The sequence below is a fragment of the Pseudomonas sp. IT-232MI5 genome, from assembly GCF_949767845.1.
Classification (GTDB): domain Bacteria; phylum Pseudomonadota; class Gammaproteobacteria; order Pseudomonadales; family Pseudomonadaceae; genus Aquipseudomonas.
Genome location: NZ_CATKQE010000061.1, coordinates 210,804 through 228,161, shown reverse-complemented (window position 1 = coordinate 228,161; position 17,358 = coordinate 210,804). Strand labels below are relative to the sequence as shown.

The 17,358-nt window shown below is 58.7% G+C and carries 13 protein-coding genes; 7 read left to right on the top strand and 6 right to left on the bottom strand.

The genetic code is table 11. The features are described from left to right. Nucleotides 1–5 precede the first annotated feature (5 nt). From ACM6JQ_RS28970 to ACM6JQ_RS28955, 4 genes are all read left to right on the top strand, one after another. Nucleotides 6–1,919, top strand: coding sequence for a sigma-54-dependent Fis family transcriptional regulator (locus ACM6JQ_RS28970; protein ID WP_414895090.1), 1,914 nt, complete (start codon nucleotides 6–8; stop codon nucleotides 1,917–1,919). 266 nt (nucleotides 1,920–2,185) lie between these two features. Then, nucleotides 2,186–3,535 (top strand): UDP-N-acetylmuramate:L-alanyl-gamma-D-glutamyl-meso-diaminopimelate ligase, encoded by a 1,350-nt coding sequence (gene mpl, locus ACM6JQ_RS28965; protein WP_007909560.1) that lies wholly within the window; start codon nucleotides 2,186–2,188, stop codon nucleotides 3,533–3,535. After that, on the top strand, nucleotides 3,532–4,179 hold the full coding sequence (gene ubiX, locus ACM6JQ_RS28960) for a flavin prenyltransferase UbiX (protein ID WP_007909567.1): 648 nt from the start codon (nucleotides 3,532–3,534) through the stop codon (nucleotides 4,177–4,179). Before mpl ends, ubiX begins: the two co-directional genes overlap by 4 nt. Next, nucleotides 4,172–4,456, top strand: coding sequence for a YceK/YidQ family lipoprotein (locus tag ACM6JQ_RS28955; protein WP_007909569.1), 285 nt, complete (start codon nucleotides 4,172–4,174; stop codon nucleotides 4,454–4,456). Before ubiX ends, ACM6JQ_RS28955 begins: the two co-directional genes overlap by 8 nt. 127 nt (nucleotides 4,457–4,583) lie before the next feature. On the opposite strand, the gene ACM6JQ_RS28950 is transcribed toward ACM6JQ_RS28955, so the two are convergent. The 3 genes from ACM6JQ_RS28950 to ACM6JQ_RS28940 form a co-directional block, all read right to left on the bottom strand. Next, a complete protein-coding gene (locus tag ACM6JQ_RS28950; RefSeq protein ID WP_007909571.1) occupies nucleotides 4,584–5,225 on the bottom strand; it encodes an oxidoreductase in 642 nt (213 codons plus the stop codon). 27 nt (nucleotides 5,226–5,252) lie between these two features. Continuing rightward, entirely contained in the window at nucleotides 5,253–6,980 is a 1,728-nt protein-coding gene (locus tag ACM6JQ_RS28945) for a C13 family peptidase (RefSeq protein ID WP_414895089.1), read from the bottom strand. 102 nt (nucleotides 6,981–7,082) lie between these two features. Further along, complete coding sequence (locus tag ACM6JQ_RS28940) at nucleotides 7,083–7,538, bottom strand: MaoC family dehydratase (RefSeq protein ID WP_007909575.1); 456 nt, start codon at nucleotides 7,536–7,538, stop codon at nucleotides 7,083–7,085. A gap of 194 nt (nucleotides 7,539–7,732) precedes the next feature. On the opposite strand from ACM6JQ_RS28940, the gene ACM6JQ_RS28935 reads away from it, so the two are divergent. The 3 genes from ACM6JQ_RS28935 to ACM6JQ_RS28925 are packed head-to-tail and all read left to right on the top strand — an operon-like array spanning nucleotide 7,733 to nucleotide 9,412. After that, a complete protein-coding gene (locus tag ACM6JQ_RS28935; protein ID WP_007909577.1) occupies nucleotides 7,733–8,095 on the top strand; it encodes a CidA/LrgA family protein in 363 nt (120 codons plus the stop codon). Continuing rightward, nucleotides 8,095–8,811 carry an LrgB family protein gene (locus ACM6JQ_RS28930; RefSeq protein ID WP_108226259.1) on the top strand — a complete coding sequence of 239 codons (717 nt, stop codon included), beginning with the start codon at nucleotides 8,095–8,097 and terminating at the stop codon, nucleotides 8,809–8,811. Before ACM6JQ_RS28935 ends, ACM6JQ_RS28930 begins: the two co-directional genes overlap by 1 nt. 10 nt (nucleotides 8,812–8,821) lie before the next feature. Next, nucleotides 8,822–9,412, top strand: coding sequence for an LON peptidase substrate-binding domain-containing protein (locus ACM6JQ_RS28925; protein ID WP_007909580.1), 591 nt, complete (start codon nucleotides 8,822–8,824; stop codon nucleotides 9,410–9,412). A gap of 336 nt (nucleotides 9,413–9,748) precedes the next feature. On the opposite strand, the gene ACM6JQ_RS28920 is transcribed toward ACM6JQ_RS28925, so the two are convergent. The 3 genes from ACM6JQ_RS28920 to ACM6JQ_RS28910 all read right to left on the bottom strand — a co-directional run bounded on the left by ACM6JQ_RS28920 (nucleotide 9,749) and on the right by ACM6JQ_RS28910 (nucleotide 17,346). Next, nucleotides 9,749–11,617: a hypothetical protein gene (locus ACM6JQ_RS28920; protein ID WP_414895088.1), complete on the bottom strand. Its 1,869-nt coding sequence runs from the start codon at nucleotides 11,615–11,617 to the stop codon at nucleotides 9,749–9,751. 155 nt (nucleotides 11,618–11,772) lie between these two features. Next, nucleotides 11,773–13,758, bottom strand: coding sequence for a hypothetical protein (locus ACM6JQ_RS28915; protein ID WP_414895087.1), 1,986 nt, complete (start codon nucleotides 13,756–13,758; stop codon nucleotides 11,773–11,775). Between the two features lie 108 nt (nucleotides 13,759–13,866). After that, nucleotides 13,867–17,346, bottom strand: coding sequence for a calcium-binding protein (locus tag ACM6JQ_RS28910; RefSeq protein ID WP_414895086.1), 3,480 nt, complete (start codon nucleotides 17,344–17,346; stop codon nucleotides 13,867–13,869). Between the last annotated feature and the right edge of the window lie 12 nt (nucleotides 17,347–17,358).

Genomic DNA, 17,358 nt, shown 5'->3' with positions numbered 1-17,358 from the left:
AAGAAATGCACGACAACCATTTGAGTCGCCATGCCCAACAGGTTCTCACCGCTACCCAGGGCAAACCGCACCTGCATGGTCCCGGTGCCGATCCATCGATTGCCCGTTCGTGGCTGCGCTGCCTGGAGGACTATCACCTCGACCCGGCGCTGAGCATGGCGCCGACCGTGCTCGAACATGGGCGCGTTCTCGAAAGTCGCGAACGGCTGCAACAGGTGTTGCAGATCGCCGGCAATGAAATGAGCAGCCTGCATCAACAGCTCTCCGGCGCCGGCCACGCGGTATTGCTGACCGACGCGCGCGGGGTGATCCTCAACTGCGTCACCGCGCCCGCTGAACGCAAGATTTTCGAACGCGCCGGCCTCTGGCTCGGTGCGGACTGGAGCGAGGCTTGCGAAGGCACCAACGGCATCGGCACCTGCCTGGTCGAGCGCCAGGCGCTGACCATTCATCAGGATGAGCACTTTCGTGGTCGCCACACCGGCCTGACCTGTTCGGCGAGCCCGGTATTTGACCCGCATGGCGAACTGCTCGCGGTGCTCGACGTGTCGTCGGCGCGCCACGATGTCTCGCGACAGAGCCAGTTTCACACCATGGCGCTGGTCAATCTGTCGGCGAAGATGATCGAGAGTTGCTACTTCCTGCGCTGTTTCGATAACCAATGGTTGTTGCGTTTTCATTTGCAGGCCGAATCGGTCGGGTTGTTCAGCGAAGGTTTGCTGGCGTTTGACGGCGAAGGGCGGATCAGCGCAGTCAACCAGAGTGCACTGAATTTGCTTGGGCATATTCGTGGCGGCTTGCTCGGTAAACCGGTCGAGGCGTTTTTCGATTGTTCGCTGGATGAATTGCTTGGCCGCGCCAGTGCCCATGCCAGCGCCAGTTGGCCGCTGCGCACCCGTGACGGCCGACATTTGTTTGCGGTGTTGCGCGGGGAATCGCGCAAACCTGTGCCTATGGTAGCGACACCGGTGGTGGCTGAGGCGCCGCGCCTGTCGGGCATCTGTCTCGGTGACGAGGCGTTGCAGGCCGATTTCCGTAAAGCCCTGCGCGTCTTCGAACGTGATGTACCGCTGCTGATCAACGGCGAAACCGGCTCTGGCAAAGAGGCCTTCGCCAAGGCTGTGCACCAGGCCAGCCAGCGTTCGCGCAAAGCTTTCGTCGCCCTCAACTGCGCGGCTATCCCGGAAAGCCTGATCGAGAGCGAGTTGTTCGGTTATCGCGGCGGCAGTTTCACCGGCGCAAGAAAGGACGGCATGCGCGGCAAGTTGCAGCAGGCCGATGGCGGCACGTTGTTCCTCGATGAAATCGGCGACATGCCGCTGGCCTTGCAGACCCGGTTATTACGGGTGCTGGAAGATCGGCAAGTGGTGCCGATCGGTGGCGAGCCCGAGGCAGTCAACGTGCGAATCATCAGCGCCACCCACCGCAACCTGCTGGAGCGGGTCGCCGATGGCAGCTTCCGCGAAGACTTGTATTACCGGCTCAACGGGCTGGAAGTGGCGCTGCCGGCGTTGCGTGAACGTGGCGATAAATCGCAGTTGCTGGATTTTCTGCTGGCTGAAGAGGCGGGGGGCGAAACGATCCTGATCGAAGAGTCGGCGCGTCAGGCATTGCTGGCCTTCAACTGGCCGGGGAATGTGCGGCAGTTGCGCAATGTGCTGCGCACGTTAGCGGCGTTGTGTGATGAGGGGCGGATCGGGATTGAGGATTTGCCGGTAATGATTCGGCAGGGGAGTCCGGCAGTAATGGCGGTTAAGGAGTCCGATCATCCGCTGGAAGACGCCGAACGGTTGGCTCTGCTCAATGCGCTGGAGCAAACCCGCTGGCACATGACCCACACGGCGCAGCAACTGGGTGTCAGCCGCAATACTCTTTATAGAAAGCTGCGTAAGCACGGGATTGAGCGGCGAGTCAGTTAGAAGGCCCTCACCCTAACCCTCTCCCAGAGGGAGAGGGGACTGACCGAGTCGGTCTACTGATCTACGCCGACTTGAAATATTGGGCCGAACTCAGGATTTGAAAGCAACGTAGATCGGCTCCCTCTCCCTCGGGAGAGGGCTGGGGTGAGGGGCCGCAATCTACAGCGGAGCCTGAACCCCAAGCCCAACCATCTCCGCCCCTCACCTAAAGAGTGCGATTTCCCCCTCCCTACGCTAACCTGCGGCCATGTTTTACGAGGTCGACTATGCACATTCATATTCTGGGTATCTGCGGCACTTTCATGGGCTCGATGGCGGTGTTGGCCAAAGAGCTGGGCCATCACGTGACCGGCTCCGACGCCAACGTCTATCCACCGATGAGCACGCAGCTGGAAGCCCAAGGCATTCAACTGACGCAGGGCTATGACCCGGCGCAGCTCGATCCGGCACCGGATCTGGTGGTGATCGGCAACGCCATGTCGCGCGGTAACCCGGCGGTGGAATATGTCCTGAACAAAGGCCTGCCGTACGTCTCCGGCCCGCAGTGGCTGGCTGACCACGTGCTGCAAGGTCGCTGGGTACTGGCGGTAGCCGGTACGCACGGCAAAACCACCACCAGCAGCATGCTCGCCTGGGTGCTGGAACACGCCGGCATGAGCCCGGGCTTCCTGATCGGCGGCGTGCCGCAGAATTTCTCGGTGTCGGCACGCTTGGGCGGTACGCCGTTCTTCGTGATCGAGGCTGACGAATACGACAGCGCATTCTTCGACAAGCGCTCGAAGTTTGTTCATTACCGCCCACGCACCGCGATCCTCAATAACCTTGAGTTCGATCACGCCGACATCTTCCCGGATCTGCCGGCGATCGAGCGGCAATTCCATCACTTGGTGCGGACCATCCCAAGTGAAGGTCTGGTCATCCACCCGACCACCGAGCCGGCCTTGCAACGTGTGATCGAAATGGGCTGCTGGACCCCGGTGCAAACCACCGGTGCCGGCGGTCAGTGGCAGGTCAAACTGCTGAGCGAAGACGGCTCGGCGTTCGAAGTGATGTTCGAAGGCGTGTCGCAGGGCACCGTCGAATGGGAGCTGACCGGTCAGCACAACGTCGCCAACGCCTTGGCTGCTTTGGCGGCTGCGCGTCATGTTGGCGTGGTGCCATCGATGGGCATTGCCGGGTTGAGCGCATTCAAGAACGTCAAGCGCCGCATGGAGAAAGTCGCCGAAGTGCGCGGCATCACCATCTACGACGATTTCGCCCACCACCCGACGGCGATTGCCACCACTCTCGACGGTTTGCGCAAACGCATCGGCGACGCACCGCTGATCGCGATCATCGAACCGCGCTCCAACTCGATGAAGCTCGGCGCGCACCGTGATGGTTTGCCCGACAGCGTGGTCGATGCCGATCAGGTGATCTGGTACGCCCCGGCCAACCTCGGCTGGGACCTCGCCGGCACCGCCGCACTGTGCACCGTGCCGTCGATTGTCAGCGATTCGTTGGAAGGCATCATCGAGCGCGTGAAGAGCCAGGCCCAGCCCGGCACTCACGTAGTGATCATGAGCAACGGCGGCTTCGGCGGCCTGCACGGCAAACTCGCCGAGGCGCTGCAATGAACACTCGTTTTGAGAGCAATGGCCCGGAACGCATCACACTGGCCATGACCGGTGCCTCCGGCGCTCAGTACGGCTTGCGCCTGCTCGATTGTCTGGTGCGGGAAGATCGCGAAGTGCACTTCCTGATCTCCAAGGCTGCACAACTGGTGATGGCCACCGAGACCGATGTGACGCTGCCGCCGAAGCCGCAGATGATGCAGGCCTTCCTCACCGAATACACCGGAGCTGCCGCCGGGCAGATCCGTGTTTACGGCAAGGAAGACTGGATGTCGCCGGTAGCTTCGGGCTCCGGCGCACCGGCAGCAATGGTCGTGGTGCCGTGCTCTACCGGGACGTTGTCGGCGATTGCCACCGGCGCCTGCAATAACCTGATCGAGCGCGCCGCCGACGTCACTTTGAAAGAGCGTCGCCAGTTGATTCTGGTGCCGCGCGAGGCGCCGTATTCGAGCATTCATCTGGAGCATATGCTCAAGCTGTCGAACATGGGCGTGACGATTCTGCCGGCCTCGCCGGGTTTCTATCACCAGCCGCAGACCATCGATGACCTGATCGATTTCGTTGTGGCGCGGATTCTCAATCTGCTCGGCATTCCTCAGGACATGCTGCCGCGTTGGGGTGAGCATCATCTGAGCAGTGATGAATAAGCTGCTGGCGATTTTGCTGGCGCTGCAACTGACCGGTTGCGCCACTGCGCGCACCCTCGACGCCGCCAAACCGGGCGCGCCTGTGGTGTACTCCGGGACGCGGCTGGATTTGTATGCATTGAATGGCGGGTGTTGCGCGATGGATCGGTTCGGGGCTGAGGCGCCGAGCTATCCGGGGGTGGACCTGCCAGCGAGTGCGTTGCTCGATACGCTGCTGTTGCCATTGTCATTGCTGACGGTGATCGGTGTGAGCTTCCAGGCAACGGGCGGATTGTAGTTAGACAGATCGTTGCCACGCTCTGCGTGGTAACGCCTCCGGCGACGCTCTGCGTCATGCTTTGGGACGCAGAGCGTCCGTGGCTGCATTCCCACGCAGAGCGTGGGAACGATCATGCGGCGGAAGATTATTTGCCGAGCTTGCGCAGCTCATCCGACTCGATCACCCGCACCCCATCCTGCTCTTCCAGGGCCAGGCGCCACATCGCCCGCGCCAAATGGCAAGCTTCGATGCCTCGGTATTTACCCGGAATCAGCTTCGACAAAGGTCCGGCCAGTTGCTCGGCAAGACGCGGTTCAGTTCGCTCACCCAACAACAGCGATGGCCGGCAAATGGTCAGTTGCGGCCAGTCCTGCGCACGCAATGCCTGCTCCATTTCGCCTTTGACCCGATTGTAGAAGACCGACGATTTCGGATCGGCGCCAATCGCGCTGATCACAATCAGATGCCGCGCGCCCATCTCTCGCGCGCGTTTGGCGAAGGCCACGACCATGTCCAGATCCACCGCGCGAAACGCCGCTTCCGAGCCGGCCTGTTTGATGGTGGTGCCGAGGCAGCAATAGGCGATATCGACGCGACCACTGAGCTGCGGCAGAAATGCCTGCGGATCGCCCACCGGATTTTCCAGGTGCGGATGTTCCGCCAAGGGTCGACGCGAAGGGGCGAGCACGCGTGAAATCGTTGGCTCGTTGAGCAAACGGTCGAGTAGATGTTCACCAGTCAAACCGGTGGCTCCGGCAAGCAATACGTGCTGAGGCGTCAAGTACATAGTGTCTCTCCCTTGATACTGTTCAGCTTAGTTGCTCTTTATCGCTCCGTCGTTCAACGCAGCACTTTGCAATGCTTTTCTGGCTTGCTGTTTGCGCAGCAGTTGCCAGTGCGAGAGCACGGTTTTCGGCGCCCAGATCTGCGGCTCCGACGCTTCGAAATTGTCCGCCAGTTCACGCTCGGCGACGGTGGCTTTGGCCAGTTTGAAGGCCTGCTCCAGATCGTCGGTCTGATTCAGAGCCTGGGCGAACAGCGCGTCGCCGAAGTAGGTGAAGTTAGCTTCTTCCGAGCAGCCGAAGGACACCCGGTCAGCGCGCGAGGCGGTCATGATCAGCGTGCGTTCGTCTTTCAGCGCGGGGATGAAACCGCCGGAATAGCAGGCCGAGATCACGATGATCTTGTCGCGATTCTTCAGCGGCGCGAGTACGGCGGCGAGTTCGTCGGCGGGCAGGTCGGCCAGTTCCATACGCGGCTGGTCGAGCACCAGTTCATGTTCGGCGGTGCCGTGGCTGGTCAGGTAGATGAACAGCAGATCTTCCGGGCCACTGCGTTCGGCAAGGGTTTGCGCGGCGCGACGCAGGTTCTCGCGGGTAGCCATCGGCCGGTCGCCGAGGTGGTCGCGGTGGTTGACCAGACGGATCTGGCCATAAGCGCCGAAGCGCGTATTGAGCATGTTGGCGACATAGTCGGATTCACGCAAGAACACGCTTTGCTTGCCGTCACCGCCGAGGGTCAGGGTGTACAGCTCGACTGCCGGGGTCGACGCGGGAATGGCGGCCAGTGCGTCCTCGAGCAGACGGCCCTGAGCGAGCAAACCGAGTTCGAGCGTATCGGGCAGCAACTTGCCGTCGGCGTCGCGCACGCGCTGGCCGTTGATCCAGGTGCCGCTCATGACGCTGCCATCGGTGAGCACCAGGGTGCCGCGTCCGGAGTAACTGTCGTTGTCGAAACCGCCGATGTAGAAACTGCCATCAGGCAGGTTCAAACGGCCCTGACCGCTGAAGCGCCAGTCGCTGAACACGCCGATGTAATGGCTGCCATCGGCGCCGATCAGTTCGCCCTTGCCGGTCAGCGCGCCTTCCTTGAACTGGCCGAGCCAGACATCGCCGTCGGCGTTTTCGTAGCGACCTTTGCCGTGCAGTTGATTGTTCTTGAAGCCGCCGACGTAGATATCGCCGTCCGCGCTGTTGAAGGTGCCGTTGCCTTCCAGCTGACCGTTGACGAAATGCCCGCTGAACGAGTTTCCGCTGGCGTCGCCGCGCTGACCCTCGCCGTTCGGTTTGCCGTGGGCGAACTGGCCTTGATAGGAGCTGCCGTCGTCCATTTCCAGACGACCGAGCCCGGAGTATTGATCAGCCTTGAACTCGCCACGGTAGGTCATGGCGTTTTCTTTCAGCGTGCCTTCGCCTTCGCGCCGGCCCTGCTTGAAGCCGCCGGTGTAACTGCTGGCGTTGGTGGTCAGGCTGCCCTGACCGTCGAACAGACCTTGCTGAAACTGCCCGCGATAAACCTCGCCATTGCTGCCATGCCATTCGCCCTGACCATGCCACTGACCTTTGTCGAACTGGCCGGCGTACCAACTGCCGTTGGGGTAGTCGACGCGGCCCTGACCTTGCAGCAAGCCATCGACCAGTTCACCGCGATAGCGACCGCCGTCGGGCAGGCGCGCATCCGGCGGCAACAGCGATTCGCCGTCGCCGCACGCGGTGAGCATCAGGGTCAAGGCAAGGGGTGCAAGACGAGCGAGTGAGCGCATAGCGGGATCCGGGCAATTAGGCGACCGAGTATGCCGCAGCTATGCGTCGCATATATAGAGACGTGACGCGAAACAGCGTGCGCTGCTTCGCATCCGGAACCATCAGACGAAGCAGAGCGACAGTGGCTCGGCGATATAGGCCGGTTTGTCCGAACCTTCTATCTCCAGGGTCGCGGTGGCTTTGAGCAGCCACTGCCCGGGTTTTTTCTCGGTGACTTCACCCAGATCGACCTTCAGGCGAACTTTGGAATTGACCTTCACTGGCTGGATGAAACGCACGCTGTCCAGACCGTAGTTGACGACCATCTTCACGCCTTGCGGCAGGATCAGGATGTCTTCCATCAATTTCGGGATCAGCGACAACGACAGGAAACCGTGGGCAATGGTGCTGCCAAATGGCGTTTGCGCGGCTTTGACCGGGTCGACGTGAATGAACTGATAATCACCGGTGGCTTCGGCGAACAGGTTGATGCGTTCCTGATCGATGGTGAGCCATTCGGAACGTCCGAGTTCCTTGCCGACATAATCTTTGAGCTCTGCAACGGGAACATAGGGCATTGAGACTCTCCTTGGGTTCATCGGTTTTATAGTTTTTCAGGTGGGGGGATTTGACCTCCCTGCGAACCACTGTAGATCATCATGGCGATTTGCTCCGGTCAACCGACCATGCTTTTGGCGAATGCCGATCCATAGCGCAGGCGTGCTTATAATGCCGAGCCCCTGCTGGGCAAAAAGTAAGACGGAGATGTCGGATGTTGCTACGTGGCCTGACCTTGCTGGTGCTGTTTCAATTGCTCGGCACGGCGCTCAATCATTTGCTGTTGCCGGTGCTGCCGGGGCCGATCATCGGCCTGCTGCTGTTGCTGGTCTTCCTGATCATTCGCGGTGAAGTCGGCGAACCGCTGAACCTTGCGGCCGGCAGTCTGCTGCGTTATCTGCCATTGCTGCTGGTGCCGCCAGCCGTCGGCGTGATGGTTTACGCCACAGCCATTGCCGCCGATTTCTGGGCGATTGTCGGCGCACTGGTGCTGTCGCTGCTGCTGTCGATGGCGTTCGCCGGGGTATTGATGCAGCGCCTGGTTAAACGGCACGCGCCAGCGTCGGAGGAATCCTGATGCTTTTCGATTGGCAGGGCGCCTGGGCTTCGGTCATTCATCATCCGCTGTTCGGCATCGGCATCACCCTCGGTGCCTATCAACTGGTGCTGGCGGCGTTCGAGAAAACCCGCTGGATCTTTCTGCAGCCGGTGCTGGTCTCCATGCTGTTGGTGATCGGCGTACTGGTCGGCTGCGGCCTGACCTACGCCGAGTATCGCAAGAGCACCGAGATCCTCAGCATTCTGCTTGGCCCGGCGACCGTGGCGCTGGCGGTGCCGCTGTATCTCAATCTGCGGCGTATTCGCCAATTGTTCTGGCCGATTTTTACTACGCTGGTGATAGGCGGGGTGGTGGCGACGGGCATGGGCGTGTTGCTGGGCTGGTGGTTCGGTGCCGAGCACATGATCCTGATGACCATGGCGCCGAAGTCGGTGACTTCACCGATCGCCATGCTGGTGGCCGAGCAGATCGGTGGCGTTGCGGCGCTGGCGGCGGTGTTCGTGCTGATCACCGGGGTAATTGGCGCGATCTTTGGTCCGACGCTGTTGAACCGCCTCGGTGTGCACAGCCCCGAAGCGCGCGGCATGGCGCTGGGTATGACCGCCCACGCGGTCGGCACGGCGGTGGCCATGCAGGAAAGTGATGAGTGCGGTGCCTTCGCGGCGCTGGCAATGAGTCTGATGGGCGTGGCCACGGCGGTGTTTCTGCCGTTGGCGGTGTCGATGGTGGTGTAAGGAAATGTCTATGAGTCTGCCGCTTTTCCCGCTGAACACAGTGCTGTTTCCCGGCTGCAACCTCGACTTGCAGATCTTCGAAGCGCGCTACCTGGACATGATCGGCCGCTGCATGAAACAGGGCGGCGGTTTCGGCGTGGTGTGCATCCTCGACGGCCAAGAAGTCGGCGTCGCACCACAAGGTTTTGCCTTGGTCGGCTGCGAAGCACGCATCACCGACTTCCAGCAGCAGGACAACGGCTTGCTGGGCATTCGTGTCCAAGGTGGGCGGCGGTTCACGGTGTCGCGTACCGAGGTGCAGCGCGACCAGTTGATCCTCGCCGATGTCGACTGGCTGGATGACGAGCCCGAGCAACCGCTTCAGGACGAAGACGCTGACCTGGTGGCGCTGCTCAAGGCGTTGGCCGAGCATCCGATGGTCGAAGCGCTGAACATGGGCACCGATGCGCTGGGTCAGCAATCGCTGGCTAATCAATTGGCCTATCTGCTGCCGTTCGCAGAGGAAGACAAGATCGACCTGCTGCAACTTGACGATCCCCAGCAACGGCTGGATGCGATTCAGGCATTGCTTGACGAGCTACAGGGTGAATTGTTCGCCTAGTTGCACTTTGAATTAACTCATTGCATCTACCAACATTGTTTGCTTTCGTTTTTGTCTTGATTTCAAGTTGCCCGCAGGAGACGGGCGACTTGAATAAAAATAAGGATGAAATCATGACTGTATATGAAGACGAGTGGGAGTTTTGGGATGACATTGCCGGCAAGTATATTCTGAAGCATGCCGAAACGGATCATTCCTCAATGTCGACCCTCATCTGACGGTGCATAATGCGTTCAATAGCAAACCGGCAACATTCGTGATCAAGGTGATCAAATAACGTCCAGCCGCTGATTAATACAAAGGCGCCATTCATTTTTAAATGAATGGCGCCTTTTGTCAGGCTCGGTAATGTTCGGCTACTGGCCAGGTCACATCGTTAGAGTAGGTGCTTTCGCCTTTTGGCAACTTCAACACGACACCGCCGGAGTTGGCTATTTGATCTATCAGTTTGTCGTAAGCAGTGAGTCCATGAAAATAGACATCGTGCCCGTCGGTACCTGCCCATGTGGCTTTCTCGATAGCCTCAGCTTTGTCACCGGCCTGCCGCAAGATATCCTCGACTCTGGCTGCCTGGCTCAGGTCCGATCTCACCAGCCAGATTCTTTCTGCGCTGATACCTCGCGTCGGCATTGATATCCGGCCTTCCAATGGATCACCGTCAAAATCCATGTCGTTCAGGTAAATGTTTTCATCTCGGGGGACCACTTCGATGCCGCGGGTGTCGATGACGTAACGGAAGCCAAGAAGTTGTTTGCGCCGCAGCAATGGATAGTCGCGCGAGTTGTCCATTTCAAACGATGTATCAGAATCGTTAGCTGAGCTGTGTCGATTCCCGCTCGACGAATCGCTGTCAGAGAAATGCCCCGGATAACGGTTAGCCTGGCTGTTGTAATGCCGAGGGTTGGAGTAGTAATCAAAAAACATGTAGGACTTGAGCTTGGCCGCAGAGAATGTCGCACTGAAAGCCGATTTGTTCGTGGAGTCTGAAGGGTTGCCCCTCAATTTCACCAGTCGTTTGTCCCGCGCCAGTTCGAAAGGCGTGCGCAAATCGGCGCGGAACATGGCCGGGATGTCCGTTCTGAAAAGGTAGCCATGCCTGGTGAACTGGTAGCCGGCATATTCCAGATAACTTTTCAGAAAACTTTCTTCATAGCGTTGTTCAACGGGATGTGAGTCGAAATCAGGCTGCTCGCCTTCTTCTCTTATTCTTAGAATCAATGGCTGCATTTCCTCTGCAATCTGATCGAAGCGGCGTTCGTCCAGCGTGTTCTGAGTTAATCGTTTGTGCTGTTCGGTCCATTCGGGAAAGCCGTTATCCATGTCCGGGAGCAAGCGTTTTTGCTGGGCGATGGTCAAGTTGTAGCTGCGCAGAAGTTCGGCGCATTCGCTCCGGGATTTCTGCGGATAGGACCATCTCATGGAGTTCATGAGGGATTTGTGGTGATCGTCATTATCGGTGCGTCTTGCCCAGTCCGGTGCTCTGCCGCTGGCTTGGGCCTCGGCTCGAAAGGCCACAACTTCTGCACCGTGGATATTGTAAACGTCCCATATTTCGCGATCGGTCCAGTGCGCGAGCTTCAAGGGTACGGATGCATCTCCGCGAGCCTCGCTCGGGTCGACTTTAACCAGCTGGCCGTGTCGATCCTTGAAGGCAAAGCCGACATCACGGCGCATGATAAAGTCGCCGTGATGCGGCACATTTTTCCATTCGTGTACCGCGTAGTAGCCCTGTGCATCTGGCACATATACAGAGTAGGTATTACCCTTTTCATGCACGGTGTAGCGATCAAGAGGGTAGTACGCAATGGGCTTTTTCAAGCTCCAGAGGTTGCTGTCAGCGACTCGATAAAGCGGAGGTCCGGATGGCATCCGCTCACTCGGCAACCTGGCCCGGTAGGCTTTCATCAGATCGTGGAACGCCACCATCACCGTCAGCCCGGCGGCTGATCCATCTTCCTGGGCGATGTCCGCGAACGTGCGACCCTTGTGAATCTTCAGCCCGTCTGCGTCGTGGCTCAAAGAGGCATCGACGTTCTGCAAATAGGGCTCGAGGGGCGAGGTTGTTGTATAAGGCAGGGGCGTTTGCGTTTCGAGCATCTGCGTAATCGAAATGGCGGATTCCACTTTTGAGGTGCTGCTGTGAGGGCCGTCGGCGTTAATGCCCGGTGATTCGTTTGTCCCGTCCGGTCTGATGCGGCCAGGCAAACGGGGATCCAGATCGACTGGACGATCGGAGGGCGCAGGACGGGGTGTCGAGGTGGCGGGTGTCTCTGTGGTTGGGGATGGGCGCAGTGGCCCGGGTTTTTGGCGCATAAAAGTCACTCCATGTGATTGAGTCAGCCATCCATTGGCTGAATGAGTCAGGGCCGGTCATGCTCGGGAGCCGGCCAGACGATGTCGTCGGCGAACGTCTTGTCGCCCTTGGGGAGTTCAAGAATCAGGCCGCCTGAATCGGCGATTCCATCGATCAGGCGGTCATAAGCGTTGCTGCCAAAATAGTTGCCTGTTTGACTGTCGGTTCCTGCCCAGGTGGCCTGTTCGATTGCCGCGACTCGGTCAGCGGCCTGCTCCAGCACATCCTTGACCCGGGCGGCGCGCGTCAGATCGGAACGAACCAGCCAGATACGCTCGGCACTGATGCCGCGTGTGGGTGTCGAGATATGCCCCTCCAGTTCGTCGAAGAAGAATTTACTGTTGCCGGGGTTAAATGCCTTGTTCTCCGCCCCCGGCACCACTTCCAGACCGCGTGTGTCGATGACATACACAAAGGACGTGTTTTGCTGGCGGCGAGTGGATTCATAACCTTTCGAGTCATCGAAAACGAAGGAGCTGTCGGAGTCGGCTTCGTCGCCGGTCCGTTTACCGTCCGACACTGAACTGTCGCCGGAATCCGAGATTTCGCCGCTACGTCCTTTGGAACTCTGTGGATTCACGCCGGGAAAGCGATTGGCCTGCGAGTTGTAATGCAGCTCGTGATAGAAGCCGCCCCTGGTTGCCGCATAAGCGGTGGCGTCATGCAGCCCGAACGTTGCACTCAGCGCACGCTTGTTCGTGGTGCCCGTGGGATTGCCTTTGCGGTACATCATCCGCCCGTCCCTGGCCAATTCGAAGGGTAATCGGGTTTCGCCCCGGAACATCGCCGGAATGTCCGTGCGGTAGAGCATGTTGTGTCGGGTTCGCTGGTAGCCAAGGTGGGTCGCGTAATCGGCTAAAAAAACATCGCTGTACCGGGTGGCGGGCCAGTGATGGTCGAAGGCCAGCCCTTGGGTTCTCAAGTCTTGAACGTAGTTTTCCAGTTCGTCGGCGATCAGTTTGAAGCGCTGGTCATTGCTCGGGTCAAGGCTCAGACGTTTATGCTGTTCAGCCCATTCCGGTATCTGGCCGTCGCCCGATTCTGTACGCAGACGACACAGTTGGTCCTGGGTCAGGTTATAGCTGCGCTGTAATTCCAGACGCTGGGCAAGAGGCAGTTGTGGATGCAGCCACTTCAATGACTCGGCGACAAACAGATAGTCTTCGCTGTTCTGCGCCCGGGGTGCCCAGTCCGGTGCCTTGCCGGAGGCTTGCGCTTCAGTGCGGAAGGCGGCAATCCGGGTGTCATCCAGAATGTACATTCGCTGGATGTCTTGATCCGACCATTGCACCAGCGGCCTGTCGGCCAGTCTCTCGTGTTTTGCTTGCGCCGGATCGATGGCAATCCAGTGATGCTCCGGGTGATTGATGGCATAGCCGAGAATGGCTGAATCACTGCTCGATCCGAGTGCGCGGAATGCGTAGTGGCCATCAGCGTTTGCGGTCGCGGAGAACGCATAATCATCGCCATTCAGGAACGTGCGGTGACGATTCAGGCTCCACAGATTGTCTTGCGTGGTTCGGTATATCGGTGGGCCAGGGGCCAGGCGTCTGAAGGACATCACTCGATATGCCTTGAGGTCGGCATCGTATTTAACGCAAACGTGCTGCCGGCCTTGCGTGCCCGGAAGCTGGACATCGACCCACTCTTTGGTGAGATAACGCCTGATACCGGTTGCATTGGGTGCAGGCAGATCGCCGAAGTAGGGTTGCACGAAATCTTCGAGTGAGGTTGCCGAAAAAAATGGCATGTCGGCACGGTCGGGCGACATGACGCTGACTTCGATTGGCGAGGTTTCTTGTCGGGAGCTGCCTGGCTCATCCACACGGGGCCGCTTGGAGGAAGAAGGCGATTGGAGTGGAAAATGGCCGGGAATGTTTTCCAGTGTGGGAGTTGCCGATTTGTTCGCCGAGTGATCTGCAGACGCGCGTGTTGTGGTGGCCGGCGTGTCGACTGTCGGTGAGGGGGGACGTGACCCCTGCTTTTGTCGCATGCAGTGAATCTCCTTTATGTTTGACACAGCCTTTCCTTGGCTGAGTGATGCACGCACCCGGACAATGAGTAGCATCGTCCGGGCTTGTTGATCATTGGCTGAAAATGTTCAGAGAGTGACGGCCGCTTCGATCAGCAGGTCTTCGGGTTTGATTCGCGCTGCCGGATCGCCAACACGCCCCCAATACTTCCTCTTCGAGTTGTAAAGCACTGTGCCGCTTTCTCCAGACGTCGGAGCGATGTGGGTGACATAAACGACTGCCGCCAGTTCGTTCCGTTGCTGATGTGCAGTGATCTCGGCCAGAAGCGCCTCGACGCTGGCATGACTGCGGGCGTCTATGACGTAAAGCTGAAACACTTCAAACAGCAGGGAAACCTCATAAATGTTGCCGGATGAAGTTGCTACGCTGATGAACTCCACCGGCACGTCGTCTTCGATATCGGGCAATTCAATTGTGACGCTGGCGACTCGCAAGCGGTTGGCGTTCAACTGAATGTCGTTGCGTGACACGGTTTCTTTCAGCGTATGGCTGAAAAGATTCCAGGTAGACGCATTGCTTGTTTTTGCCGTTGCGCCGGGAGTGGAGAGGCGAATGATCGAGTTGCTCGCAAGGTGGATGTCGTAAGTGGCACCTTTTCCTTCGAGCAGATAAATGCCGGTATGAGGCCTGGCGTCGATCACAACGGTGCTGTTATACGCCGGAAGCGGAGTCTTCTCGCCGGGTTGTGGTCGGGTAAACAGATATCTGCCATTGCGCTTTATCAGGCAACTGCGGGTGCGACGTACCCTGCGGCCGGGATTTTTTACATCGTCTTCGTAGTCCAGGTCGGGCACTTGAAGTCGGTATGAAACTTCATCCTGCAGGATCAGGGCGATGTTTTGTGCAAGGTGTGCAGTGGTGACTTTCAGGCTGTTTCTCCCGCCGTAGCCCGTAGCGGCAGCGATTGGCTGGATCACCCCTTTGAATGCCACGACTTTTTCCGGCAGCCGGATTGAAAGATCGATATCTTTATAAATCAGGTAGGTGTAACCCGAAACGCCTTTGCGCACTTCGACCTCATAGCTGACGACGACGTCGACAATTTCCGAATCCGTGAAATCCAGGTAAACGTTTCTGGAGGTTTCAGGTGTATTGCGCTTGGCCACAAACTCGACATTGCGCTCAGTGCGTGACACGAAATGCCGCTTCAACCCTTCTGCGGCAATGATGACGGTGCCGTCGTTGACGATTTGGGGGGGCAGGGCGGCCTGACCACTGACGGTTATTGCCATCTCGATGCGTTGATTCACCGTGTCGTCCGGTTGCGCTGGCAGCAGCGCCATCAGCTCATAACCGTCCTCCGTCATGAATCGCCACTGGCCGTTCCTCAGGTGGCGTTTGTTCTCGATCCATTGGTAGACATTTTCGATGGTCAGGACATGTTCGGGATCTCTGCCATCTTCGTCGCGCAAGGAGCGCACGATCAACGAGGTGCCGACGATCTCCCATTGCTGAATGACCTCCATTGGCCAACCGAACTCGATCAGGCTCGACTGCTCACCATCCTCGACAATCGTCGTCCGTGCATTGGTGTTGGCAATGTAGTACCGATCTGTGCCGGCCCCGCCCTCAACCCGGCAGTCAGTTCCGTAGATGGCAATGGTGTCGTCACCGGCGCCGGTGCTGATGCGGTCGTAACCGTTGGCGACAATCCGGTTGGCCTCATCAGTCCCGATGACCCTGCTCGTCCCCTTGTGCAATGTCGAGACGTTTTCAAACGAGGTGAGGTGTGCGACTTCCATCGCATCAGCAGCGAGATCAATTCCTCGCAAAGCCACTCGGCCCGTTTGCAGATTGATGTCGTGGCCAATGTGACGAGTATCAGAACGCGGGCGAATGCCTTCAAAGGCCAGGGTGTCTGAGCCGCCGCCACCATCCAGCACATTGAGATGAGCCGGTGGGGTAGCAAGATTCAAAGCCTGTTCGTTGATCTCCTGATGAAACGCATCGTTCCTGTCACCCCCGGTCAGCGCTTTGTGTCCTTCGCGGTAGGTGAAGAGGTTGGTTTTCGCCCTGACGCCGACGACCCGGTCATTTCCATCCCCGAGGCGCCAGAGCACGCCTTTGTCATCGCCTGCACTGCCGCTGACCTTGCCTTTGAGATCAGCGGGCAAGCCATTACTGGCATCCACGATGTCGTCACCGCCGACGATGACCGCCTGACTGTCGAGTTTGAACGGCTTCTCGCCGGTGCTTTCATTCCATTGATAGCGCCACAGTTCAACCGGCTTCAATTCGACGCTGAAAATGCCATTCACTACGTGCTCGATGGCGTTTTTGTAGGCGCCTTCAAGCAGGTCCTTAGCAGACAGTTCCAGCTGCTTCTCGTGATCAATAAAGCCTTTGGAAAGCTTGAAGCGATCCATGACTTGCGTGTCCAGGTCCTGGCGGGTGAAGGCGAACCAGCCAGAGCGCAAGCGTTCGTGGAAAGTCAGTTCAATGTAATCATCAATGTCATCCACCACCCTTGCGGCCTGGTAAATCACCGAGGCGGCGATGAGCAAACCGGCGGCGGCAAGGCCGAGCGGCCCGGCGGTACTGCCGAAGCCTGCCAGTGCAGCGATGCCCAGCACCAGGCTGATACCTGCGCCGGCGACGCTCAGGCCACCACTGACATAGTGATCCTGAGCTTCTTTACCTTGCGCTGCAGCGGCGGCGTTGAACGATTTGACCGCATCGATGATGTCGAACGGAAGGGTGATCACGCTGGCGAACAATCCGGCGCCCCGGCTCATGTATTTGCCTACCGAAGTCAGCGGGAAATACTTGAACGCGGTCGCGCCATTCGTGAGCATCGCCTCACCGGTCTTGGTCAGGCCTCGTTCGATGATCAATGAGCCGAATTCGGCAGCGATCGAACCTCCCTGGAAAATCGCTTCCAGCGCATCGCCTTGTCTGATCGCGTCGATCATTGCCCTGTAGCCGCTGTAGATGCCGAATGCCTGCATGCCTACGCCTGCGCCGCTCATCAGATAGCTTTTGTTTTTACTGATCCAGCCAGGGGCGTTTTCGAAAGAGTCGGCACGGTGGATATCCAGTTTCTGCGCGGCCTTGCCCAACTGATTCATGCGATCCATCGCGCTGCCTGGAGCCTGCGGTGTATCGCTGATGAACAGAGGAGGGGCGTCTACCGAACGCATCAAGGCGATCTCGAAGAACAGCATGGCCGGGGTGTCGCTGTCCGGGGTATGCGCCGAACGCAGTCGGTCCTTGACTCTGGTCTCCTCGAAATTGAGCCCGTCGAGAAATGTTTGATCCGGTGTCTGCATGCCTGCGTTCGCAGGGCTGATGGGTTGGCCGTGGACCGTGGCGCCCAATGCCTGAAGTTCGACGCGGCTGGTCAGTATTTCGCCGAAACGTAGCCGCCCGAAATGCTTGTCGAGGGATTTGAGCGTGCGTCGATAGGGGGCGTCAGCGTCGTCTGACGGCGTGACGTCGTGGAGCGTGCTCGCCAGCGGTGTATGAGGATTGGCCGAAACGTCGAGAGGCACGACCTGAACGGGGCTGACGTTGGCAATCTGCATAGGTGGGGAGATGATTTTTGACATGTCATTAATCCT

What these genes read in the sequence shown, in the direction of transcription:
- ACM6JQ_RS28970 (WP_414895090.1), top strand. Translation starts at nt 6, where the DNA reads ATGCACGACAACCATTTGAGTCGCCATGCCCAACAGGTTCTCACCGCT.
- mpl (WP_007909560.1), top strand. Translation starts at nt 2,186, where the DNA reads ATGCACATTCATATTCTGGGTATCTGCGGCACTTTCATGGGCTCGATG.
- ubiX (WP_007909567.1), top strand. Translation starts at nt 3,532, where the DNA reads ATGAACACTCGTTTTGAGAGCAATGGCCCGGAACGCATCACACTGGCC.
- ACM6JQ_RS28955 (WP_007909569.1), top strand. Translation starts at nt 4,172, where the DNA reads ATGAATAAGCTGCTGGCGATTTTGCTGGCGCTGCAACTGACCGGTTGC.
- ACM6JQ_RS28950 (WP_007909571.1), bottom strand. Translation starts at nt 5,225, where the DNA reads ATGTACTTGACGCCTCAGCACGTATTGCTTGCCGGAGCCACCGGTTTG.
- ACM6JQ_RS28945 (WP_414895089.1), bottom strand. Translation starts at nt 6,980, where the DNA reads ATGCGCTCACTCGCTCGTCTTGCACCCCTTGCCTTGACCCTGATGCTC.
- ACM6JQ_RS28940 (WP_007909575.1), bottom strand. Translation starts at nt 7,538, where the DNA reads ATGCCCTATGTTCCCGTTGCAGAGCTCAAAGATTATGTCGGCAAGGAA.
- ACM6JQ_RS28935 (WP_007909577.1), top strand. Translation starts at nt 7,733, where the DNA reads ATGTTGCTACGTGGCCTGACCTTGCTGGTGCTGTTTCAATTGCTCGGC.
- ACM6JQ_RS28930 (WP_108226259.1), top strand. Translation starts at nt 8,095, where the DNA reads ATGCTTTTCGATTGGCAGGGCGCCTGGGCTTCGGTCATTCATCATCCG.
- ACM6JQ_RS28925 (WP_007909580.1), top strand. Translation starts at nt 8,822, where the DNA reads ATGAGTCTGCCGCTTTTCCCGCTGAACACAGTGCTGTTTCCCGGCTGC.
- ACM6JQ_RS28915 (WP_414895087.1), bottom strand. Translation starts at nt 13,758, where the DNA reads ATGCGACAAAAGCAGGGGTCACGTCCCCCCTCACCGACAGTCGACACG.
- ACM6JQ_RS28910 (WP_414895086.1), bottom strand. Translation starts at nt 17,346, where the DNA reads ATGTCAAAAATCATCTCCCCACCTATGCAGATTGCCAACGTCAGCCCC.